Genomic DNA, 22064 nt, shown 5'->3' with positions numbered 1-22064 from the left:
ATTTTGCGACCGCAGTCTTGGGAAATCCCTGTTAGTTTAATAATGGCTCTCACCACTCCTCTCCCAATCCTTGCCTAAATCCTAGTCTCTATCACTGTTTCGACTACTTTTGCCTAATGGATAGCTTATCAAAGGGGGGAGCTCGGAAACCTATATAGAAAGGCTGATTATTGTAATAAGTCCGCCAATCTATCTAAAAAGTCCCCCTTATTAAGGGGGATAATGGGGGATCAAAACCCACGGCAAAAACCACAAGCTCAATTCTTGTAAAATGTGCGATCGCCAACAAAAACAATTTCATCTGCCTTATAACTCCAATTTAGTAAGCAGAGCTAAAGAATTAAGAAAAACTATGACACCAGCCGAGAAAAAGCTGTGGTCTGACTATTTAAAAAATTTTCAGTTTAGAGTCTTGCGACAAAGACCGATAGGGAATTTTATTGTTGACTTTTATTGCGCTGCTTTAAAATTAGTGATTGAAGTTGATGGAGAGTCTCATTATACAGAAGCTGGCCAAGCTTATGATAAAGAAAGAAGCCACATTCTTGAAGGTTATGGATTAAAAGTAATTCGATTTACCAATGATGAAGTATTGCATAATTTTGAAGCAGTGTGCGTTCGGATCAGCAGTGAGCTTCCCCCTAACACAACTTAGAACTGTTTCAAAATTCAATAAGTTAACGATTTTATAGCAATTTTCTATGCCATGAGGTAGGGATCCCCCTAAATCCCCCTTAATAAGGGGGACTTTGAGGTCTCAGGGGGTGACAAGCTAATTGAAAATCTTATAGGGGTTAGGTTAATGGGGTTAGGTGAAGCGTGAAAATTGCCCTTGCGGGATGGATTGATTCAAACTATCATTGACGTTGTATGGTGAAAATTGGTTCAATTGCTGGGAAATACAAATGACTCCGATGCGCTCATTTTACCCAACACCTAAAACCTAAAACCCAATACCTATCTAGGTTTGAGCTTTGTTGTCACCCCGTGAGCTTTGAGGTTTAAAAGCGTACCTCATAAATCCTAGAAATTCTATATAGATTTTTTTTAGGTATTAGGAATTAGGGTAATGGTCTTAGCTTGGAGGAGTGGGTTTGCTTAGCGGCTCGTACCGAGCATTTGGCTTTCTATCCTATTTACTTGTCTTATCAAAGGGAGGAGCCTGGAAATCTATCTCAAAAGTCCCCCTTATTAAGGGGGATTTAGGGGGATCCAAACCCACGCAAAAAACCCTGGTCTCTAAATTGCTAAGCAGGTACACAAAATTAATTGCACATTATCCAAAACTTAAAGTCTTGGAGGATAAGGGTTACAGAGATTGGGAGTAGGTAATTAATTCTGTGTAGGTGCTTATCATTAAACTATAGCGTTTATCGCAGTTATGAGGTACGGTTTTAAACCTCAAAGTCCCCCTTATTAAGGGGGATTTAGGGGGATCCAAACCCACGCAAAAAACCCTGCTCCCTGCTCCCTAAATTGCTATCATTAAACTATAGCGTTTATCGCAGTTATGAGGTACGGTTTTAAACCTCAAAGTCCCCCTTATTAAGGGGGATTTAGGGGGATCCAAACCCACGCAAAAAACCCTGCTCCCTGCTCCCTAAATTGCTATAATTAATAGCATCGAACATAATTACCTATAAATTATGGAACCCTTGTCACTGTTAGCCAATTGGGCAATCCCGAAAATAGGGGAATCGTTGTTAGAGATTGTTTCGGGAAAAGGATGGGATAGCTTAACTCAAGCTCTGACTAAAAGTGATGTAGAGAAGGCCATCAAAGCTGGCGAAGACGCAGTTAAGGAATGGGAAAAACAACTGGAACCGAGGCAACTGTTATTTTTTCACGCTCCACCGGATGGATTGAATGGAGTTAAAAATTTTTTGGGGGGCTATTTTACTAATGCAGCAGTTTTAGCAGAATTACAGAAACCGTTAATTAATCAAGGGCAGCCTGATCGGGAGATTTTAATCAGAGTATTTCTACAAGAAGCAGAAACGACTAATATTAAACTAAATCAAGATAGTCTCACGCCTTGGATAGAGACGTTTGTTAATGCTTATTTTGAGCATACGGTTACTTATCTAAAATTTCAGGTAGCTAAACAGGATTATTGTGAGCAGTTAGCTAACTGGTTTGATGATGTTAAATTTGCTGGCATTGCTGTGCCTGGGCAAGAAGTAGAGAAATCGGAGAAGTTAGCGCAAATTTTTGTGATGCCCGATGTGGTGGAAGAGGTATCAACTGCTGGCGCTTGGGAGCGGGAGTTGTTAGCAGGAGAAAGTCAGGAAAAACTGGAAACGGGACTGTTGGAAAAGACGACTGGTAGGAAATTCTTGGCTCAGCAGCTATTGAGCCAAAGTCAGTCGAGACGAGTAGTGATATTGGGTGCGCCAGGCTCGGGGAAAACCACGTTGATGAGTTATTTTGCGGTAATGTTGGCTGAGAGCAAGGCTGAGGTTTTGGGATTAGATGGTGATACGGATTGGCTACCGATTTTAATTAGGATGCGAGATTTTGGGATAAATCTCGATAAAAATTTAATCGACTATGCTCGTGGGTTTGCGGAAAACACGATGTCAGTGCAACGGTTACCAGTGGGATTTTTTGAGCATTGGTTGTCTGATGGTAGGGCGTTGATATTGCTGGATGGTTTGGATGAAGTAGCAGAAGAGGCTAAACGTAATGATGTGGTTAGGCGCATCGAGAATTTTTTAGGACAATTTGATAGAAATCGCGCTATTATTACCTCTAGACCGGCTGGTTATCGCCGGGACTTTTTCCGCACTGAGGAATTTCCCCACTATCAAATTGAACCCTTTGATGATAGCAAGATTTCCGCTTTTATTGATAACTGGTATAACAGTCGCTTTCAAGACCAAGCAGAAGCTGAAAGGCGCAAGGAGAGTTTACGGAAGGCGCTGGATGATAATGACCGGATTAAGCTATTGGCACGGAATCCGTTATTGTTGACAATAATTGCATTAATTCATCGGTATCAAGCGGTATTGCCCAAAGAACGGTATAAGCTTTATGACAAAGCAGTGGAAACCTTGTTAACCTCTTGGGATGCTAATAAGGAATTAAGTAGTGATAAGTGGTTGACCTATTTGAGCTTGGATGATTTGCGCCGATTGATGGAATGGTTGGCGTATTGGATTCATACTCAGGGAAATGCTGAAGATAAGGATAGTGGTACACTTATTGATCAAGATGATTTGATTAAGCAATTGGCTGAGCAGATTAAAACCTTGAAGCAGGTGGATTTGTATAAAGCCAAGCAAGAGGCGAAACGGTTTGTAGAGTTAATCCGCAAGCGCACCGGTTTATTGAATGAACAGGGGCAAGATTGTTATGGTTTTGTCCATAAGACGTTTCAGGAATATTTGTGTGCTCAGGAGATTAACTATCAAGCAGAGAATGAGTATGATTTTGGGATTGTTTTAAATCATATTCGGGAGCATTTACATGACTCCCACTGGCGCGAAGTGTTACTATTGCTGATCGAGCAACAAAAACCAAAAAATGCGGCGAAGGTAATTCGGGCGGTTTTGACTAATCAGAGTAACTATGAGCAGTGGTTACATCGGGATTTGTTGTTTGCTGGTAATTGTTTGGCGGAAGACCCGAAGAATTTACGGAGTACTGACAGTGGCTTAGTGGAAAAGATTTTGAAGCGGTTAGTTGAGTTGGAGGTGAGTAGTGATGATCGGGTTGGTGAGAAGATTCGCGAGCAGGTTTTTCAGATAATTTGTAGTTTGTATGAAACGGATTTTGAGTCACAGGTATTGGAATTGTTGAAGAAGCGATCGCATCAGATTTATGAGGAACGATTGCTGAAGTATCGACACGAGTTAGGGGAAGAGAAGCAGGTAATTACAAAATTGTTAGCAGGGCTTCAGGATCAGAATGTTAGTGTGCGTTGGAGGGACGCAGAACACTTGGGTAATTTGGGTAACAGCTCAGAAACTGTAGTCAACGCCGTCATTGCAGGGCTTCAGGATCCCGATTTTAATGTACGTGATAGGGCAGCGAAAGCCTTAGGTAAATTGGGCAACAGCTCAGAAACTGTAATAAACGCCCTCCTAGCAAGGCTAATCGATAATCATTCTGATGTACGTCGAGAGGCAGCCTATGCCTTGGGCGAATTGGGCCATAGCTCAGAAACTGTAATAAACGCCATCCTAGAACTAGTTCAGGATGATAATTATGGTGTGCGTGCAATTGCAGCCTATGCCTTGGTCAATTTGGGCAACATCTCAGAAACTGTAATAAACGCCCTCCTAGCACGGCTAATGGATGATAATTCTGTTGTGCGTGGGAGTACAGCGGAAGCCTTGGGCAAATTGGGCAATAGCTCAGAAACTGTAATAAACGCCCTCCTAGCACGGCTAATGGATGATAAGTCGTCTTCTGTGCGTGGGTGGGCAGCCTATGCCTTGGGCGAATTGGGCAACAGCTCCGAAACTGTAGTCAGTGTCCTCATAGCAAGGCTAATGGATGATGATTCTTTTGCGCGTTGGAGTGCAGCGGACGCCTTGGGCAAATTGGGCAACAGCTCCGAAACGGTAGTCAACGCCCTCCTACCACGGCTAATGGATGATAATTCTGTTGTGCGTGTGAGGGCAGCGGAAGCCTTGGGGAATTTGGGCAACAGCTCAGAAACGGTAGTCAGTACCCTACTAGCAGGGCTAATGGATGATCAGTCTTATGTGCGTGGGAGGGCAGCCTATGCCTTGGGCCAATTGGGCAAAACATCTAATCATATTCTCCCTACTGTAATTGAATGGATTGAACAACACCAGGATTCAGACTATGTGGGCAGTGGTATTGATGCCTTGTGGGATTTGGTGGTAGGACGGGAGTAGGGAATCGGGAATCGGGAATCGGGAATCGGGAGTAGGGAATCGGGAATCGGGAGTAGGGAATCGGGAATCGGGAATCGGGAATCGGGAATCGGGAGTCGGGAGTCGGGAGTGTAATGGATCAAGAGGATAGTTTTTGTTGCAGGGCTGAAACCCTTATGTGATAGTGCTTTCGCCAGCAGCAGTCACCAGTCGGATCGTCTCAAAGGGGTGTGATGGGGGTGTATGCGATCGCGTCAGCTAGACCCAACACAAACCACCTAGGGTATAGCAACTCCTATTCCCGACTCCCGACTCCCGACTCCCTACTCCCTACTCCCTACTCCCTACTCCCCAAAATGATTAACCTATTCGAGCCAAATTGGCAAGACATAGAGAAGATAACATCGGACAATAATAATCAAATGAAGCAATTAAATGTTTCACCCAGACATCAACATCAACATCAACATCAACATCAACATCAACATCAACAACTGTTGAGCTGAAGAAGGAGAATTTTCCATGCAAATTGGAGACCTAGAAAATCTACAGGAGATAACTATAGATAAATTATCTTCTGTGGAAGGTGGCATGATAGCGATCGCACATAAACCGATCGCAGATAAAATAGATGTGGCCGATATTAGTATTGCTCCCACAGAGTTAAAACGTCCCATTTATCCTTATTGTCCACCACCACCACCTCCACCCTGTTATCCCTATCCCAGACCTTTACCTTATAAAGATATCAAAGCAATTCCGTTAAGGATTTGTCCTGTTATTCTCTAATTTTAGATTTTGGGGTAAAAGGTCAGTTGTAAGCCTTCAGCCGTCAGCGGTCAGCCGTCAGCTTATTTTATAGGCTGATAGCTGAATACTGACACTATGACCATGACTATCTAAGTATAGTTTATAAGTATAGTTTTGGAGCATAGTGACCTTAACCTTAAAGTTGGCAATCATCAGTTATTTTTCGGTGCTTTTCGCCCAATACAGGGATTTTCAGATAGTAACTAATTCGCTTCCCTTGCTAAGGATTTCCAGGGTGCATGTCAATTTTGTTAATCCCTGATTCAGATCCCCCTAAATCCCCCTTAATAAGGGGGACTTTTCAATCTAGTTCCCCCCTTTTTTAAGGGGGGTTAGGGGGGATCTATGTACCTAATTACAAAGTTGACATGCTCCCGATTTCCATTACTTGGCCTTAGCAGGGAGCGAATTTTTTTTGTTTGTTACTAAAAAGCCAAGTTGGCGACAACACTCTAAGCCAATTGCATAAACTAATTATAGCATACCAAGATGAGAAATATTGAAATCTCATCTATTCATCAACTATCTCAAGAAGGAGAAAAAATCAATGAAAATTGAGAACTTGGAAAATCTTCAGGAAATAAACACTGAGGAGTTGTCTTCACTCGAAGGTGGTCGGATGATCGCACATCCGGTGGACATCAGGGACATGATAGACATCAAAGAAATCGAAGATCTAAGGATTGATCCCCATCCAAGCCCCATGCCTCAGCCCAAGCCTCCTATTATTGCCAAGCCTGTTCCCCTACCTCGTCCCTACCCCTGTTATTATCCCTTGCCACCAAAATGTGGCCCTGTACGCCCCTATTGCTATGCAATCCTCTAATCTAGTTTTCTAATCTCGATTGAGGAGATACCTTAGCTTTTGTGATTAGAGGATTGTGGAGTAATATCCAATATTTTTAAAACAGCCTCTGAGTAAAAAGCTAAGGGTTTGTGGATCAATAAAATTTATCCATAAACTATATTCCCGATTCCCGATTCCCGATTCCCGATTCCCTACTCTATAAAACCGAGGAATTTATCCCTCATCGAATTTAAAACATCTATAGTAAAAAAACCGTGGAAAGCGTAACTTCAAATTCAAATCTAGACCAAACCCAGCCATTAGTTGATGGTAAATCTAAGCAAAGTCTGACAATAAAGTACCCTAAATTAGCCTGTAACATTAATATATATCCCGATCAGATTGTTTTTTATCGCGATGGTCAATATTTTGGTTTCGAGACTAGCGGTTTGTCAGCCGAAACGTTACAAACACTGTTTGTAATGATGGATGGTACTAGGAGTATTGAGGAGCTTCAAGAGCTTTTTGCTCCTGATAACCCGGAGGTAATTAAATCAATTTTGCAAGGCTTGGAAGAGCAGGCTTTACTGGATGATGCTACTCCGTTTAAAGTTCATTCTGGTATCGATACTCTGCTGGAGTTGGAGGATTTTACCAATGACTTACTCCAAACTACTGTTGAAGGAAACCTGTTTTGGAAACCAATCAAGTTTGACCCGGTGGGTGGAACGGGCATCTTGCCCGTTACAATCGGGCAGCAACCTAACACTGGCGACCGTGAAAATCAGGCGGAGTCGGTCCCTAACGCACCCTACGAATCTGAGCTACCGCTCACTGTTTTGTATGGCTTCGCGATAGAGCATTACCATTTGTCTTGCCATCGGTGGAATTGGGACTTTCCAGTGCTGGGAACCCAAAATTATACCAAGGTTCAACAATTAATTAACCAACTCTATGGTCAAGAATATGGGGAAGATCAGCTTTGGTTGAAGGCGTTGAATGGGATTGGTATTAACGATCAGGATTTAAAGGATGCGATCGCACTACCGGAAACTGTGGCAATTGGGAATGCTTTGGCCTATTGGGCAAACTCCGAGCCACTGGTTTTATTGAGTACCTTAGGGGTGTTAAAACGTCAAGCATACCATCATTTATCATCCTACCTTGCTGCGTGTGAACGGGTTAACGTTGAGTCTGGGTTTATCGACCCAATTCGAGAATTGGTAAACAGAAATATAACTGGAGAATCAGAAAACTTAATTCATCGCATCTTTCAAGACATTGGCCACGTTGATCAACAAACTCGGCAACGGTTAGGCGATCAAATTTACCTGTTTATTGAAATGTATAACAATTTTTACAGGGCGATTTGGAATTACTATTCATGCACTAGTGATTTGCTCAGACGAGTTTCGGCTCTCTAGAAATAGGGAGTAGGGAATCGGGAATCGGGAATCGGGAGTCCGGAGTCCGGAGTCGGGAGGTGTGGGGAGGGTGGGGAGAGGGGGAAGTGTGGGAAGTGTGGGGAGAGGGGGAAGTGTGGGAATTTTTGCGATCGCTACTCCCCACCTCTCCACCTTTCCTACTCCCTACTCCCTACTCCCTACTCCCTACTCTTTAAAACCTAGGACATTATCACCCAATTTAAATTAAGTTAGGAATGAAGTTATGACGTTAACTAAGAGTTTATTGAAACAGCCGCTATTTAAAAATCAAGTATGTTTAAAATTCAGTGATACCAGGGTAGAAATTCGTTATCAAAACCAAGGCTGTTCGATTACAGTAGAACCTGAAAAGCAAGAGGAGACTTATAAACTGTTCCAGCTGTTGCAGTTTGGGGGGATGTCACCAGAGGAATTGGGTCAGGAGTGTCCAGGAATTCGAGAACAAATTCCTGACTTGCTAATAGAATTAGACCGCCGTGGTATGCTAATAGACCGGGAGAAATCAGTGACATCTGGTGGTGTTACTGGACATCAATTCTATCGGGAGTTATACCGATTCCTAAACCGTCTGAAAATGCGTTTTCCTGAGTCTCCCTACAGCGTAAAGATGGTAGATAAGACGATTACTAGAGAGCAGTTGATTGGCTATAGTTTGGAATCCTATCACGTTACTCATCTGTGTCCGAGTTTGCTAGCTCCGTCTTTAGCCAATTATGAATCACCTAAGATTCGCCAACTCCTCCGGGAATTCTTTGGGTCTGAGTTGCACCATGACCGTCTGATCGAGAAATCCTTGAAGAGTGTGGGAATTTCTGGTCAGCAATTGCAACGGATGCTGCCCTTACCAATGACGTTTGCGATTTGTTCAAGTCTGGCAGTTTTTGCGAAGCAGCATCCCCTTAGCTTCAAGGCAGCATTATTAATGTTTGAAGAACACAGTGAGGAGTTCCACCAGTTATTCAAACAGCGGTGTCAAGATTTAGATTTGCCTTCGGACTTTTATCAACCAATCTTGCTCCATGCCAAAATTAATGACGATGGAGCCCATGAGGATATTACCGAGGTTTTGTTAGCAGACATAGCTTATGTTTCACCAGAAGACCAATTAGTGGTGAAAAAGAACATGACTGCCCTGATGGAATCTATGGTGCTACGGACTCACGAAATTTTGGATTATTATGGCAATCCACAGAACCGAATTCCTCGCTGTTTTGATAGCATAGGGGGTTAAGCGGTCAGCTCTCAGCGGTCAGCCCTCAGCCCTCAGCTCTCAGCGGTTAGCGGTCAGCCGTCAGCCCTCAGCCTTTAGGGCGTGTTTTCAAAGTTTTCCGCAAGATTATGATCCCCCCCAGCCCCCCTTAAAAAAGGGGGAGCCATACTCAAAGTCCCCCTTTTTTAAGGGGGATTTAGGGGGATCTCCGAGGCAAGAAGACACGCCCTAGCCTTTAGCTGATAACTGATAACTAATACCTGATTGCTGATTGCTGAACGCTAGTTTTATTAGTACTCAAAGGGTCCTAACGGCTCATCTTCTTCTTCAGACAGGTCGATGGGTTTGTAATCCACATAATCGCTTTGGTCTGAGTAGTTAGAGGATGTTTCCTCCCTTGGGGTGGTACGACGCTTTCTTTCCCTTGAGGCTATCTGTGAATCATAGTTTTCTGAGTCATAGTTTTCTATAGATTCACGACGAGAACGGCTAGGGCGAACGGGTCTGTCTTCTCTATCCCTGTCTAGATCTCTGTCTAGATCTCTGTCTAGATCCCGATCTAACTTAGCCTCCCAAGTGTCTACGGATCGTTCTACAGGTCGTTCCACAGATTGTTCCGAAGGACGAGAACGTCTACTACGAGATGGTCTGTCTTCCCAATCACTATCTAACTTAGCCTGCCAGGTCTCTCTAGGTCGTTCTGAAAACTGACCATTAGAACGAGGGCGGCGTTTACGCGATCGCTCTTCTAGCCTCGATTCCTCTAAACTCCCTCGACTCCTTGAACGGCGGCTTTCTACTTCATAACGCTCTGTGCGCCTTTCCCTGGAATCTGCTGTGGGTCGCAAACGAGGGTTAGAGTATCGCTCTTCTACGGGCTCTAGTTCATCGTATTCATCATAAACATTAGCCTCTTGTGGTTCTTCGCGGTAATAGTTACGGCTAACTGGTCGCTGACGGTCTTCAAACCCAGCATCTTCCCGAGCTTTTTTAGTGGCAACGCCCCGTAACCGCAGACTTTCCACACCAAAAAATATTGCTGTACCGCTCAACAACAGCTGACTCAACTGCAAAATTGGATCGAGTCGCCATCCCTGAGTCACGAGAATAAAGCCACAAACTACCCCGACCACAGTGAAAAAGATATCATGGTCTCTGGCTAGTTCTGGACGGACCGAGCGCAGGAAATAGAGTCCTGCTCCGGCAAGCATCAAGAATATGCCCAAAAGGCTAGCTGAATTAAACCCAAAATTTACCATTGCTGTCTCCTATGGTCAGTCTTATGGTAGCGAGTGATTGGTCTTACACTCTACTGTAACTGGAGAACAACCATTTTACTCCTGGATCAGGAGAGATTCTGAAGACAAAAATTGAGCGGGTTGTGAACCCACTCAGTTTCCCAAAGCTCTAAGCTCCGCCTTATTTCCTTGAAGGCATAGATAGTAGGGATTTTGTTATGATCGTTTGATCTTATCGCTCTGGCTAAAGATGATTAGTGCCACTGTGGCAGGAATAACCACAATGGCAGTACCCCAAAGTAAACTCCACAAAAAGTTGGCTAATGAAGGTGTCATAAAAACTCCTAGTTAATTTGTAAATCTTGTTTTTGATTAACCATTCAGCTATCAGGTATCAGCGGTCAGCGATTAGCGCTACGCGCAGGCTACTTGAGGTGCTAGCAGGAGCAATAAATGCACGGGGTCGGATCAGTAAAAGCAGCAGGGATTTTCAACCAGGGGAACCGGCACCTCCCAGCTGGTTTACTACCCGTTGATTAGCTGACGGCTGACGACTGATAGCTGAATGATTACTAGAACATGATACTATTATTGAGAAACTTTACATTAAATTAACTAGAATCACAACGACACCCGTAAGCCACCTACCCACCTAAGGCGGCAGGTAAGCATTGAGCTATCAGCTATCAGTTATCAGCGATTAGCGCTACGGGAACAGCTAAAGGCTGACCACTGACGGCTGACCGCTGACCGCTGACGGTGGCACCGGCAATACATTTGTGATGATTAGATTGAATAACCCATGACTGCTGCTACGATTGCTATCTGGACTCTTGGTCCGTTACTCGGACTAATGATCTTCTTGTTTATCTTTCGCATTGTTCTAACCTGGTATCCTCAGGTAGACCTAAATCGTTTGCCATTTAATCTAGTAGCTTGGCCAACGGAACCCTTTTTAGTGCCAATGCGCAAAATTGTGCCTCCCATTGGTGGGGTTGATATTAGCCCAATTATTTGGGTAGGAATTTTCAGCCTGCTGCGGGAAATTCTTTTAGGTCAGCAGGGAATCCTCAGGATGATGATCTAGAACAAGCCCCACGCCTGAAAGTGAAACGTCAGGGTGGGACGGAGCGTATAAACGCTAGAAGTACAACAAGACGCGATCGCTAATTACCAACCCATAGCACATAAGCACCTCAAGTAGAGTGGCCATAGGCCAATGGCTGATCACTGAATGCTGATGGCTGAATGCTGATAGCTGAATACTTACCTACTTCTGCCCTCTGCCTTCAGCATAGCCGCCGTTCAGGTCATCATCTCCTTCTCGACAAAATTGGTATAGACCTGACCCTCAAGAAAGGCTGGTGTCTCTAGGATTTTTTGATGGAAAGTCAGGGTGGTGGTCACTCCGGTAATGGCACACTCCCTTAAGGCTCGTTTCATGCGCTGAATGGCTGCATCACGGGTGGGACCCCAAACGATTAATTTCCCAATCAGAGAGTCGTAGTAGGGGGGAATTTCATAATCGGGGTAAACATGGGAATCCATGCGCACCCCTGGTCCTCCTGGTGGTAGGTAAGCACTAATTCGTCCTGGTTGGGGACGGAAAGCGTGGTCTGGGTCTTCGGCATTAATCCGACATTCGATGGCGTGACCTTTGAGAGTAATTTGGTCTTGGGTAAGGCTTAGTTTCTCCCCTTGAGCAATTTTAATTTGTTCGGCGATCAAGTCTAGACCGGTGATCATCTCGGTGACTGGGTGTTCTACCTGAATTCGGGTGTTCATTTCCATAAAGTAGAACTCACCAGAGGCATCTAAGAGAAACTCTACTGTACCAACTCCGACGTAATTGATGGACTTAGCGGCCATTACCGCAGCATTACCCATCTTTGCCCGCAATTCTGGGTCAAGCACTGGGCTAGGGGCTTCTTCCAGTAGCTTTTGGTGACGCCGTTGGATAGAGCAGTCTCGCTCACCCAAGTGGATTGCGTTGCCGTGACTATCAGCTAAAATTTGAATCTCGATATGGCGAGGGCGTTGAATAAATTTTTCAATATATACCCCGCCATTACCAAAGGCTGCTTGGGCTTCCCCTTGAGCGGCTTGGAAGAGTTTAATCAATTGGCTGTCATCCTGTACCAGGCGCATACCCCTTCCTCCACCACCAGCCGTGGCTTTAATCATGACAGGATAGCCAATTTGACGTGCGATCGCATGAGCTTCTTCCTCAGAGCTGACTAATCCATCACTTCCGGGCACTGTGGGCACACCCGCTCGTTGCATGGTTTCTTTGGCTGTAGATTTATCTCCCATGGCCCGGATCGCTTCTGGAGTAGGACCGATGAAAGAAATCTGATGATCAGCACAAATTTCAGCAAAACGGGCATTTTCTGATAAGAAACCATAGCCTGGATGAATGGCAGTGGCGTTGCGAGTGAGGGCTGCAGCAATAATATTAGGTATATTTAAATAACTTTTGCTGCTGGGGGGATCCCCGATACAAACCGCTTCATCTGCCAGTTGGACATTAAGAGCATGTTGGTCAATGGTGGAGTGAACTGCAACGGTGGGAATCCCCATCTCCTCACAGGTTCGGATAATCCGTAAGGCAATTTCCCCACGATTGGCAATTAAGATCTTTGAAAATTTCATAGAGTAGCTTGGCTATATAGAGTTTTTAGTTGAGATTTAAAACTAGGATTGATGGGGAAGTGTGGGGAGGGTGGGAAGTGTGGGAAGTGTGGGAAGTGTGCGAGGCGCGGGGAGCAACATAGTTTATAAACTATAGCAATTGTCATCACCAGTGAGGTAGACAGGATTTTTCCCCATTCCCCCCCTACCCACGTCCGAGACCCAGACTAAACAAACTTTTACCCTACTCCCTACTCCCTACTCCCTACTCCCTACTCCCTACTCCCTACTCCCTTCAATTTTGACAGCAATTTTCTGATCTAGGCTTTGCAGCTTCGTCCTGTTGTATGGTATCCTACTAAATGAGTTATTAGCGGATGTGGTGGAATGGTAGACACGCACGCTTGAGGGGCGTGTGGCGAAAGCCATGCGAGTTCGAGTCTCGCCATCCGCATTGATCAGCCTAGAGTTGTGGAGAACTTCGGAACAGTAAACTCCCGCTCAGGGCAGAAAAATTGACGAAAACAGTATCATAAAAGCGATGCAGCACTATGGGACAAGGGCGCACCATTGCCTCTTGCCTCTTGCCTCTTGCCACACCTCCCTTTCTCCCCACACTTCCCACCCTCCCAACCCTCCCGATTCCCGATTCCCGATTCCCGATTCCCGCCAGCCATCACCTCTTCGTCACATCAGGCTGCTGAAACCGATAGATATCGCGAATCACGTTGACCCAACCATCACAAAGAGAGGCTAATAAGCGATCGCCTTTTTCCTCAGTTGCTGCTGTAGCATCCCCGAGTACTCCACTCTGAGTCAACCCCTTGGTCAGCCAAGCAAAGGGCAATTTCCCTTCCATACTCAATAGACTATCCTCGGGCAATCCCTGGGGATATTCCTTTACTGCCCGATCCATTTTCACTTGACCGGGGAGTAGACAGAGCATGAGACTAGTTTCTAAATCCCCCCCATGAATCCCTAATTCTAATTCTTTCTGGGTGGCTAATTCCTTGGCCATGTTAGGCACGCCCCAGGTAAACAAGGGGAATACCATAAAATCTTCGTGCTTCTGGTGAATATCCCGTGCGGCAATTTCCATCACTTGGGGTTGTCCGCCATGGGAATTCATCAGTACTAACTTCCGAAACCCACACCGATAGATACTATCAGCCATTTCCATCAGCACCGCTAGCAAGGTTTGAGCACTAAGGGTAATGGTGCCAGGAAAATGCCAATGCTCATTGGATTTGCCGTAATAAAGGGGAGGTAAGGCATAAGCTGGGATTTCTGGGTCTAAGCAGCCTAAGGCTTTGCCCAAGACTCCCACCCCAATCGCCGCATCTACAATCAGCGGTAAATGGGGGCCATGCTGCTCAATGGAAGCGACCGGCTGAATAATCACAACATTTTCTTTGTCTGGCATCTGTTCGATATCAGTCCAGGTCAGATAAGGGAAAAATCGTTCTGGAGGAATGAAATTATGCATTGGATAAATGAGTTATCTAAAAACGAGTGAAGTTTGAAAACCCAGCCTATCCGCGAGCTGGGATGAAAAACTTTGAAAGCGCGGATTTATTCCCCGTCTATTTTTATCCCTGCTTTTTCCTGAATTAATATACTCAGAGCTGTTTAATAAAAAAAGGAGGTAAGATTGATGACCACCCTAGAGTTTAAAGCATAGGTGGCAAAAAATAAGTCCCAGAGAAGAAGGGTTTCCCACCCTTTAAGAAAAACTCCCGCTCCGTCAGATATAACAGCAGTGGGTGGAAGCTATCCAAGGATCGTGCATTGGATTCAGTTCACTGACAAAAAAGGAATCTCAAAGCTAAAGCTTAAAGGGACTTGGGATCTTTTCAATAGACTGGCGCGTTACGTAATCCGATCATCACGACCTTGTGGTCTATGTTCGGGAAGGGTTCCCGAAGGCTAGATTTAAGGGTCTTGAACTTAGTTAAGAATCATTAGTCTCGCGCTTATCTATCAGTGATGGTGGTTGGTATCAATTTAGGAAAGCGATGCAGCCCGGTGTTGGGGGAAACCCCCTCAGGTCGGTGCTGCATCGCTTCGTCCCTTGAATTTGAAAACACTTGAGCACCCATTGCGATCACTCCATGACTAATAGTCACCCACAGGATAATCATCAACAAGCTTATAACCAACAGCTATTGGAGCAGCTGGCTTGGGTAATTGAAATGGCAGCCACTGTCGAGGAATTTTCCTTATTCTTTGCCCATTGTAATTATACGCAGTGGCGAGACCACTTGATTCAACAGCTGGCAGAGGTTTGTTCGGTAGAGATTTTCCCGATTGGGCTAACTCCGGAGGTCACCGAGCTCTACAGGACTATATATACCTCGACTCAATCCCAACTGGGACAAAAACAGCCCCGAGGGATTATGGTTTATGGCTTTGAGGTGGTCAAAGACCTTGAGCAACTGCTCAAATTAGCCAATGGAGTCCGGGAGGAGTTTCGCAAACAGTTCAATGTCCCCATCCTATTTTGGGTAGATGATCGAGTCTATTCCCAATTCCTGCGCTCTGCCAGGGATTTGGCCAGTTGGGTAACCGCTTCACCCCTGGAGTTTCAAATCTCTACCGCTGAGGTAATTAAATTTATCCAACAGGTTACTGATCTTGGGTTTACTCAAGTTTTAGCCGCTGGAGCCCCTGGGGGTCTTGACCATGGAAAGAATCTCAGTAACCAGCAGCTGGCTGACTTAGGCCGGGCAAGGCTTGACTTACAACATCGACAGGTAGCATTAGCGCCAGATTTAGAAGCGAGTCTGGAATTTATCTTAGGTCGAGGAATTACCGATGGTCTCAACCAGTCCCAAGAGCATTATCAACGAAGTTTAAAGCTATGGGAAGATCTCGTGCTATCTTCGCCCTTTTCTGGCTCTCGGGTAACGGAACATCTAATCCGAGCCGGATGTGTTCTGTTCCATATGGGGCAACTGTACCGTACCTATGCTGATCAAGACCGGAATCAGGATAAGCAACATTGCCTACGGGCTAGAGACTATTTTTTGCGATCGCATTATTTGTTTGAGGAAGCGAAGCGTCCAGACTTAGTCGCTAAGTTTATCAATCCCTTAGGGGAAATTCTACAAAGACTAGGGCGATGGGATGAGTTGGAGCAGTTAGGGAAAAAAGCTTTAAGTCTCCATCAAAAATATCCTAACCCGGTCTGGCTTGCCCATGATTACGGCTTTCTAGTGGCAGAAGTCGCCATCGCTCGCTCCCAATGGCATCAGGTCAAGGACTTGGCCACTAAAGCACTGGATATCCTTATCGATGCCCAGGATTCTGTTCAACTCCCTGGTGACCTGACTCGGGAGCAGTTGGAGTGGGCGTGGGAACTTCATCAACGTTGGTATCGCTTTTCCCTAGGGAGAGCCTATAAGCATCTCGGTCAACCCCAGGACGGGATTGCCCATCTTGAGCTTGCCAAAGAGCAAACTAATCCTAAGGTTAATCCCTACCTATATATTGAAATTCTCAAAGAATTCCGACAGCTCTACCTTGACCAAGGGGATTATCAAAGAGCCTTCTCTGTTAAGGCATACCAGCAATTAATCGAGTATCAGTTCCGGTTTCGGGCATTTGTGGGCACTAGTCGATTCTCCCTCAAGCAACTAATCAGGGATACTCAGGCAACGCCAGAAGAAAAACAGCGAATTGTGGCTGATCAAATTGCTGCCTCTGGTCGAGAGCAAGCGATTAATGACTTAGTTGAGCGTATTGCTCGCAAAGACCACAAACTAACAGTAATTTGTGGCTCCTCCGGCGTGGGAAAAAGTTTTCTACTTGAGGAAGGTTTAATTCCTAGATTACAGCAAGACCGTATTGCAGGTCGGGATGTAGAGCCGGTGTTGCTCAGCGTTTATCCCCAGTGGGAAAATAGGTTGACTCAAAGGATAATTGGAAAACAGCAGGCTGGAGAGTGGGAAAAGAAGGGAGAGAGGGAAGAAATTCTGGGCAAAATTATTGAACAGCTGCGACACAATGGTGACAATAATCGACTGACAGTTATAATTTTCGACCAGTTTGAAGAATTTTTATTTGAGTATCATAAGCCACAGCAACGACGAGTTTTTTATCAATTTTTAAAGGATTGTCTAACCCTTGACGCAGTGCAAGTTATTCTAGCATTGCGTTCAGATTATATCTCTTATTTACTAGAGTGTAATGACCGTCTGATTAGTTTAGATGTAGTCAATAATGATATTCTCAGCAAGAATGTTCTCTATTACTTAGGTAATTTTGATCAGCCCCAGGCAAAAGCCTTGATTCAACGGTTAACGGAGCAGAGTAATTTTTCCTTAGAAAAAGCGCTAATTGAGCAATTAGTGGAAGATTTAGCAGCAGAAACGGGAGAAGTGCGTCCGATTGAGTTGCAGATAGTGGGAGCGCAATTAGAAACCGAGGGAATTGTGACCTTGGAGAGGTATCAACAACGGGGCGATAAGGCCAAACTAGTAGATCGTTATCTGGAGGCTGTGGTTACCGATTGTGGACCACAGCACCGAGAAACTACCTGGAAATTGTTGTCTCTATTGACCGATGATAAGCAGCTGAGACCCTTAAAAACTGAGACTGAATTAGCTACTGGGTTAAGCTTACCCCTAGAGCAGCTCACCCTGATTTTAGAAATTTTAGTGGACTCTGGTTTAGTGTTTAAGAGTCAAGGAGTAACAGAATACTGCTATCAGTTGGTTCATGATTATTTAGTAGACCCAATTGATAATAGATATGAGAGTGATATAAAAACATATTTGGTAAAGGTTGAGGAAGAAAATAGGATTTTAGAGCAAGGGCAGCAAGAAGGACTAAAACTAGAACGAGCAGGAGTTACACATCTTCATCAATTTAACTCTAGCCCGTTTGATGCCTTAGTAGCAGCTATGGAGACCGGGAAAGCATTGAAAGCAATGGTCACCAAAAATACTCCCTTGAAAGACTATCCCGCTGCTACTCCAATACTCGCTTTACAAATGATTCTTGACCACATTCAGGAGCCTAGACTTGGGCAGCATCAGGGTAAAGTTTACCAGATGAAATTTAGCGGGGATGGTCAGCTGCTGGCTAGCGCTGGAAAGGATGGAATCGTGAGGTTGTGGGATGTCAACACTGGGCAAGTCCAAGAATTGAAAGGGCATAAAGGTTTGGTTTGGCAGATGCAATTTAGCCAGGATGATCAGCTGCTCGCTACTGCTGGAGTTGACGGAATCGTGAGGTTGTGGGATGTCAACACTGGACAAGTCCAAGCATTGAAGGGGCATCAGGGTTGGGTTAAGCAGGTGGAATTTAGCCGGGATGGTCAGCTGCTCGCTACTGCTGGAGTTGACGGAATCGTGAGGTTGTGGGATGTCAACACTGGACAAGTCCAAGAATTGAAGGGGCATCAGGGTTGGGTTGACCAGGTGGAATGGAGCCGGGATGGTCAGCTGCTCGCTAGCGCTGGAGAGGACGGAATGGTGAGATTGTGGGATCTCAACACTAGGCAAGTTCAAGAATTGAAGGGGCATCGGGGTTGGGTTAAGCAGGTGGAATTTAGCCAGGATGGTCAGCTGCTCGCTAGCGCTGGAGAGGACAGAATCGTAAGATTGTGGGTCCTCAATACTGGGCAAGTCCAGGAATTGAAGGGGCATGAAGGTTTGGTTTGGCAATTGGAATTTAGCCGGGATGGTCACCTGCTCGCTAGCGCTGGAGATTACGGAATGGTGAGGTTGTGGGATGTCAACACTGGACAAGTCCAAGAATTGAAGGAGCATCAGGGTAAGGTTAGCCAGGTGGCATTTAGCCCGGATGGTCAGCTGCTCGCTAGCGCTGGAGATTACGGAATCGTGAGGTTGTGGGATGTCAACACTGGGCAAGTCCAGGAATTGAAGGGGCATCAGGGTAAGGTTAGCCAGGTGGCATTTAGCCGGGATGGTCAGCTGCTCGCTAGCGCTGGAGATGACCGTAGGGTGCGCCTGTGGGATTTAAGGGGTCGTGAAATTGCTCAATTCGAGGGGAATCCCATGGTTTTCAACCCAGATGGGACGCAACTGGCTACCATAGACGGGGATACCATCAAGCTGTGGCCGGTGGACACCCTAGATGGACTCTTAGCTAGGGGTTGTGCTTGGCTAAGTAGTTATTTCAGGAATAGTTCTGTCAATCCGGAACTGAAGGCGTTTTGTGATTGTTTGCTGGAAGGGTGAATGTAGAATGTAGAATTAAGAATTAAGAATGTAGAATGTAGAATTAAGAATTAAGAATTAAGAATTAAGAATTAAGAATTAAGAATTAAGAATTAAGAATTAAGAATTATAATTTATAAAATTAGGTTGTTTAGTTTCAGGTTCCCTTTGAAGTTTGGCGAGATGAGCAAATACTATCCTGCTAAATTACCTACTACCTACTATCGGTTCTGTTCCCTGATAATTAGTTTTTTAGTTATCAAGCATCAAAGCTCGATAACCAGCTTGGACAAAGTGCTTATCCGCAGTTAAAGCATCTGTTAAACCTTGTTCTTTCATAACAGCAAAGGAAATACAGTCAGTTAGACCCCAACTTTTATCAGAACGTTCGCGTAGCGTGGCCGTTCGCGTAGCGTGGCCGAAAGGCCAAAAGGCCAGCGTAATATAGTTGCAAGGCACGTTGTAAAAGTGGTGTATCTACACTAACAACATACATATTTTCTGTCTCGTAACACTGTTGAATAAACTGAACTGCTATCACGCGATTAACCGCACTCAAAGCATTACCAACTTCTGTTAGCACAGCTTCAGTAACCCATACCTCCTTAGCCTTTTTTAGTCTAGGCAGTAATTCCAGTGCTTTGTGATGGTATTGGTCGCGTTTATTTAACAAAGCTTGGATAAAAGCCGTGTCCAAGAACAACCGCTCCCCAATCATAGCTCATCCTCAAGATTAGACTTAGGCGTACCATACAAATAATGGTCATGTTCCATAGCCCAGTCTGATGGTGCTTCAACTGTTCCAGCAAATTCTTCTAACAAATCCCAGGCATTTTGGCTAGTAACTGTTTTCACTTCTGTCTCAATAGCAATCGCGTAGCGCTTGCCAGGTTCTAGATTAACAGTTCGCTCTAAGCGTAAAACCTCACCATCGAAGATAGCTGTTACTACAGGTATCTTTCGAGCTTCTCTACTGTCAGCCGGTTGAGTTTTAACATCTTGGCGGAGGTGAATTTCCTGTATTAGGTCTGCCCAGCTAAAATCTTCTGGTAATTTATCGATTAATCTACGTGCTTCTTCTTTGAGATTAAGGCTTGCCATAAATTTTATCCTCCAATTCATTAAGCTAGTGGGATCACCTTGGCTGATCAGGCTCACAGGCTCAATCACCAGGCTCACAGGCTGATGCGATCGCATTTGCCTAAGCTAGCCTACCCTTAGTGCCATGGATTACTATAGACAAAAATAACCTATTATTATACCAAAAAAGAAATTAAAACTCGCAGCATTAGTTATGATACATAAACAGTATTGAACCCTTGATGATCTGACACCCCACACCCCAAACCCCACACCGGATGACTCTAAATTTCACCGAGTTTTACAAAGCCACTAACCCAAGCAAAACCCTGGATCTCACCCAGGCAGAAGACCAGAAGCTCTATATCGATTTTTCTTCTGTCCGGGGGGGAGCACTGATTGAGCAACTGAAAGCTCAAATTACTCTATTCTCGGAAGACCAGCCCACCTGTCAATTATTTACCGGACATATTGGTTGTGGGAAGTCTACGGAATTATCTCGACTCAAGGCTGAGTTGCTAGCAGAAGACTTTCATGTGGTTTACTTTGAGTCGGATCAAGAGTTGGAGATGAATGATGTGGATGTGGGGGATATTTTATTAGTTATTGCTCGCCAGGTCAGTAAAAGTTTGGAAGCTAGCCAGGTTAACTTACCACTACAAGGCTTTAAAGCTTTCCTACAGGACATTACCAACTTGTTAGATTCGGAGGTAACTGGGGTTGAGGTTAAGATTCCCAAGGTTGGTGAGTTTGGGGTCAAGGAAAAACAGGGAGAGTATTCGCTATCGGCAGGGATTGCCAAGATTACCACGAAAGCCAAAAATAGCCCAACCTTACGTAATCGGTTGCGAGATTATATCGAACCTCGTACCAAAACCATTATTGATGTCATTAATACCGAGTTGATTGAGCCTGCGATCGCTCAACTCCAACACCAGGGAAAACGGGGACTAGTGGTAATCGTGGATAACCTTGACCGGGTGGAAATTGTGCCCAAGCCTTGGGGCACACCACAACCGGAATATTTATTTGTAGACCGGGGAGAACAGTTGCGCCAACTCAACTGTCATGTGATTTATACCATGCCCCTAGGGCTACGATTTTCTAATGATATCAATCGGCTTACCAATAGTTTTGGGGTTGAGCCGAAGGTGTTGCCCATGGTGCCAGTGAAGCAACGGAATGGTAAGGAGTGTGAGCAAGGAATGGCACAGCTCAGAGCGATGGTAATGGCTAGAGCTTTCCCTAAGCTAGCACCAGCGCAACGGTTGCAGAAGATTCCGGAAGTGTTTGATGCACCGGAAACCCTCGACAGGCTCTGTTCTAGCAGTGGTGGTCATGTGCGGGAGTTACTGGCAATGATTCGGGATTGGATTATGCTGGAGGGCAAGTTACCCCTATCCCGGGCAAGGTTAGACCAGGTTATTCTCAGTCGCTGTAATAAACTCCGATTAGCGATTGAGGAAGAAGGGTGGAAATTATTGCGTCAGGTGCATCAGAGCCAAGAAGTAAGTGGTGACGACCATTATCGGGTGCTGGTGCGTAGTCTATTTGTGTATGAATACTATGACGCTCAAGGGTCTTGGTTTACAGTCAATCCGATTCTGGTAGAAACGGGGAAGTTGTAGGGGAGGGAATCGGGAATCGGGAATCGGGAACAGGGAATCGGGAATTGGGAATTGGGAATCGGGAATCGGGAATCGGGAATCGGGAATCGGGAATCGGGAATCGGGAATCGGGAATCGGGAATTGGCAATTGGGTTAGCAAGAATGCGCTTTGAGATTGATATTGGTAATTATTGGTCTGTTGAATTTGGAAACACCATGACAC

At 45.0% G+C, this 22064-nt stretch carries 20 protein-coding genes and 1 tRNA gene; 13 read left to right on the top strand and 8 right to left on the bottom strand.

Annotated elements, in window-relative coordinates; genetic code table 11:
* The first annotated feature begins 271 nt into the window (after positions 1 to 271).
* Complete coding sequence (locus F6K46_RS20810) at positions 272 to 655, top strand: endonuclease domain-containing protein (protein WP_293062415.1); 384 nt, start codon at positions 272 to 274, stop codon at positions 653 to 655.
* A 991-nt stretch (positions 656 to 1646) separates the two neighbouring features.
* Complete coding sequence (locus F6K46_RS20805) at positions 1647 to 4868, top strand: HEAT repeat domain-containing protein (RefSeq protein ID WP_293062417.1); 3222 nt, start codon at positions 1647 to 1649, stop codon at positions 4866 to 4868.
* Here F6K46_RS20805 and F6K46_RS20800 read toward each other — a convergent pair.
* Positions 4814 to 4990 carry a hypothetical protein gene (locus F6K46_RS20800; RefSeq protein WP_293062419.1) on the bottom strand — a complete coding sequence of 59 codons (177 nt, stop codon included), beginning with the start codon at positions 4988 to 4990 and terminating at the stop codon, positions 4814 to 4816. The two genes, F6K46_RS20805 and F6K46_RS20800, sit on opposite strands and share 55 nt — an antisense overlap.
* 87 nt (positions 4991 to 5077) lie before the next feature.
* On the opposite strand from F6K46_RS20800, the gene F6K46_RS20795 reads away from it, so the two are divergent.
* The 6 genes from F6K46_RS20795 to F6K46_RS20770 all read left to right on the top strand — a co-directional run bounded on the left by F6K46_RS20795 (position 5078) and on the right by F6K46_RS20770 (position 9120).
* Complete coding sequence (locus F6K46_RS20795) at positions 5078 to 5353, top strand: hypothetical protein (protein ID WP_293062421.1); 276 nt, start codon at positions 5078 to 5080, stop codon at positions 5351 to 5353.
* Positions 5354 to 5369: 16 nt separating this feature from the next.
* Positions 5370 to 5636, top strand: a complete 267-nt coding sequence (locus F6K46_RS20790; RefSeq protein ID WP_293062423.1) for a hypothetical protein — start codon at positions 5370 to 5372, stop codon at positions 5634 to 5636.
* A 568-nt stretch (positions 5637 to 6204) separates the two neighbouring features.
* Positions 6205 to 6483, top strand: a complete 279-nt coding sequence (locus tag F6K46_RS20785; RefSeq protein WP_075897331.1) for a hypothetical protein — start codon at positions 6205 to 6207, stop codon at positions 6481 to 6483.
* Between the two features lie 236 nt (positions 6484 to 6719).
* Entirely contained in the window at positions 6720 to 7868 is a 1149-nt protein-coding gene (locus F6K46_RS20780; RefSeq protein ID WP_293062425.1) for a hypothetical protein, read from the top strand.
* A 59-nt stretch (positions 7869 to 7927) separates the two neighbouring features.
* Positions 7928 to 8065 (top strand): hypothetical protein, encoded by a 138-nt coding sequence (locus F6K46_RS20775; RefSeq protein WP_293062427.1) that lies wholly within the window; start codon positions 7928 to 7930, stop codon positions 8063 to 8065.
* 47 nt (positions 8066 to 8112) lie between these two features.
* Entirely contained in the window at positions 8113 to 9120 is a 1008-nt protein-coding gene (locus F6K46_RS20770; protein ID WP_293062429.1) for an iron-containing redox enzyme family protein, read from the top strand.
* Between the two features lie 269 nt (positions 9121 to 9389).
* Here F6K46_RS20770 and F6K46_RS20765 read toward each other — a convergent pair whose 3' ends face one another.
* Entirely contained in the window at positions 9390 to 10358 is a 969-nt protein-coding gene (locus F6K46_RS20765) for a Ycf66 family protein (RefSeq protein WP_293062431.1), read from the bottom strand.
* Between the two features lie 195 nt (positions 10359 to 10553).
* Positions 10554 to 10673, bottom strand: a complete 120-nt coding sequence (locus F6K46_RS20760; RefSeq protein ID WP_083305494.1) for a photosystem II reaction center X protein — start codon at positions 10671 to 10673, stop codon at positions 10554 to 10556.
* Positions 10674 to 11139: 466 nt separating this feature from the next.
* Between F6K46_RS20760 and F6K46_RS20755 the strand changes: the two genes are divergently transcribed.
* Entirely contained in the window at positions 11140 to 11424 is a 285-nt protein-coding gene (locus tag F6K46_RS20755; protein WP_008186608.1) for a YggT family protein, read from the top strand.
* Positions 11425 to 11642: 218 nt separating this feature from the next.
* On the opposite strand, the gene accC is transcribed toward F6K46_RS20755, so the two are convergent.
* On the bottom strand, positions 11643 to 12989 hold the full coding sequence (gene accC / locus F6K46_RS20750; protein ID WP_070396206.1) for an acetyl-CoA carboxylase biotin carboxylase subunit: 1347 nt from the start codon (positions 12987 to 12989) through the stop codon (positions 11643 to 11645).
* 352 nt (positions 12990 to 13341) lie between these two features.
* Here accC and F6K46_RS20745 point away from each other — a divergent pair.
* Positions 13342 to 13422, top strand: a tRNA-Leu gene (locus tag F6K46_RS20745).
* A 97-nt stretch (positions 13423 to 13519) separates the two neighbouring features.
* On the top strand, positions 13520 to 13672 hold the full coding sequence (locus tag F6K46_RS20740) for a hypothetical protein (RefSeq protein ID WP_158069879.1): 153 nt from the start codon (positions 13520 to 13522) through the stop codon (positions 13670 to 13672).
* On the opposite strand, the gene F6K46_RS20735 is transcribed toward F6K46_RS20740, so the two are convergent.
* Entirely contained in the window at positions 13645 to 14454 is an 810-nt protein-coding gene (locus tag F6K46_RS20735) for a creatininase family protein (protein ID WP_293062436.1), read from the bottom strand. The genes F6K46_RS20740 and F6K46_RS20735 overlap by 28 nt on opposite strands.
* 625 nt (positions 14455 to 15079) lie before the next feature.
* On the opposite strand from F6K46_RS20735, the gene F6K46_RS20725 reads away from it, so the two are divergent.
* Positions 15080 to 19174: a hypothetical protein gene (locus F6K46_RS20725; protein ID WP_293062438.1), complete on the top strand. Its 4095-nt coding sequence runs from the start codon at positions 15080 to 15082 to the stop codon at positions 19172 to 19174.
* A 358-nt stretch (positions 19175 to 19532) separates the two neighbouring features.
* On the opposite strand, the gene F6K46_RS20720 is transcribed toward F6K46_RS20725, so the two are convergent.
* Both F6K46_RS20720 and F6K46_RS20715 read right to left on the bottom strand, forming a co-directional pair.
* The gene (locus F6K46_RS20720) at positions 19533 to 19871 is read right to left on the bottom strand and encodes a hypothetical protein (protein ID WP_293062440.1); all 339 of its coding nucleotides are present in this window, start codon (positions 19869 to 19871) and stop codon (positions 19533 to 19535) included.
* On the bottom strand, positions 19868 to 20350 hold the full coding sequence (locus F6K46_RS20715; RefSeq protein WP_293062442.1) for a hypothetical protein: 483 nt from the start codon (positions 20348 to 20350) through the stop codon (positions 19868 to 19870). Before F6K46_RS20715 ends, F6K46_RS20720 begins: the two co-directional genes overlap by 4 nt.
* A gap of 161 nt (positions 20351 to 20511) precedes the next feature.
* Between F6K46_RS20715 and F6K46_RS20710 the strand changes: the two genes are divergently transcribed.
* Complete coding sequence (locus tag F6K46_RS20710; protein WP_293062444.1) at positions 20512 to 21861, top strand: AAA family ATPase; 1350 nt, start codon at positions 20512 to 20514, stop codon at positions 21859 to 21861.
* On the opposite strand, the gene F6K46_RS20705 is transcribed toward F6K46_RS20710, so the two are convergent.
* Positions 21807 to 22064, bottom strand: coding sequence for a hypothetical protein (locus tag F6K46_RS20705; protein WP_293062446.1), 258 nt, complete (start codon positions 22062 to 22064; stop codon positions 21807 to 21809). The two genes, F6K46_RS20710 and F6K46_RS20705, sit on opposite strands and share 55 nt — an antisense overlap.

Source organism: Moorena sp. SIO3E8, assembly GCF_010692445.1.
Classification (GTDB): domain Bacteria; phylum Cyanobacteriota; class Cyanobacteriia; order Cyanobacteriales; family Coleofasciculaceae; genus Moorena; species Moorena bouillonii.
This window is presented reverse-complemented; position numbering and strand designations above follow the sequence as displayed.

What these genes read in the sequence shown, in the direction of transcription:
- F6K46_RS20810 (WP_293062415.1), top strand. Translation starts at nt 272, where the DNA reads ATGTGCGATCGCCAACAAAAACAATTTCATCTGCCTTATAACTCCAAT.
- F6K46_RS20805 (WP_293062417.1), top strand. Translation starts at nt 1,647, where the DNA reads ATGGAACCCTTGTCACTGTTAGCCAATTGGGCAATCCCGAAAATAGGG.
- F6K46_RS20790 (WP_293062423.1), top strand. Translation starts at nt 5,370, where the DNA reads ATGCAAATTGGAGACCTAGAAAATCTACAGGAGATAACTATAGATAAA.
- F6K46_RS20785 (WP_075897331.1), top strand. Translation starts at nt 6,205, where the DNA reads ATGAAAATTGAGAACTTGGAAAATCTTCAGGAAATAAACACTGAGGAG.
- F6K46_RS20770 (WP_293062429.1), top strand. Translation starts at nt 8,113, where the DNA reads ATGACGTTAACTAAGAGTTTATTGAAACAGCCGCTATTTAAAAATCAA.
- F6K46_RS20765 (WP_293062431.1), bottom strand. Translation starts at nt 10,358, where the DNA reads ATGGTAAATTTTGGGTTTAATTCAGCTAGCCTTTTGGGCATATTCTTG.
- F6K46_RS20760 (WP_083305494.1), bottom strand. Translation starts at nt 10,673, where the DNA reads ATGACACCTTCATTAGCCAACTTTTTGTGGAGTTTACTTTGGGGTACT.
- F6K46_RS20755 (WP_008186608.1), top strand. Translation starts at nt 11,140, where the DNA reads ATGACTGCTGCTACGATTGCTATCTGGACTCTTGGTCCGTTACTCGGA.
- accC (WP_070396206.1), bottom strand. Translation starts at nt 12,989, where the DNA reads ATGAAATTTTCAAAGATCTTAATTGCCAATCGTGGGGAAATTGCCTTA.
- F6K46_RS20740 (WP_158069879.1), top strand. Translation starts at nt 13,520, where the DNA reads ATGGGACAAGGGCGCACCATTGCCTCTTGCCTCTTGCCTCTTGCCACA.
- F6K46_RS20735 (WP_293062436.1), bottom strand. Translation starts at nt 14,454, where the DNA reads ATGCATAATTTCATTCCTCCAGAACGATTTTTCCCTTATCTGACCTGG.
- F6K46_RS20725 (WP_293062438.1), top strand. Translation starts at nt 15,080, where the DNA reads ATGACTAATAGTCACCCACAGGATAATCATCAACAAGCTTATAACCAA.
- F6K46_RS20720 (WP_293062440.1), bottom strand. Translation starts at nt 19,871, where the DNA reads ATGATTGGGGAGCGGTTGTTCTTGGACACGGCTTTTATCCAAGCTTTG.
- F6K46_RS20715 (WP_293062442.1), bottom strand. Translation starts at nt 20,350, where the DNA reads ATGCGATCGCATCAGCCTGTGAGCCTGGTGATTGAGCCTGTGAGCCTG.
- F6K46_RS20710 (WP_293062444.1), top strand. Translation starts at nt 20,512, where the DNA reads ATGACTCTAAATTTCACCGAGTTTTACAAAGCCACTAACCCAAGCAAA.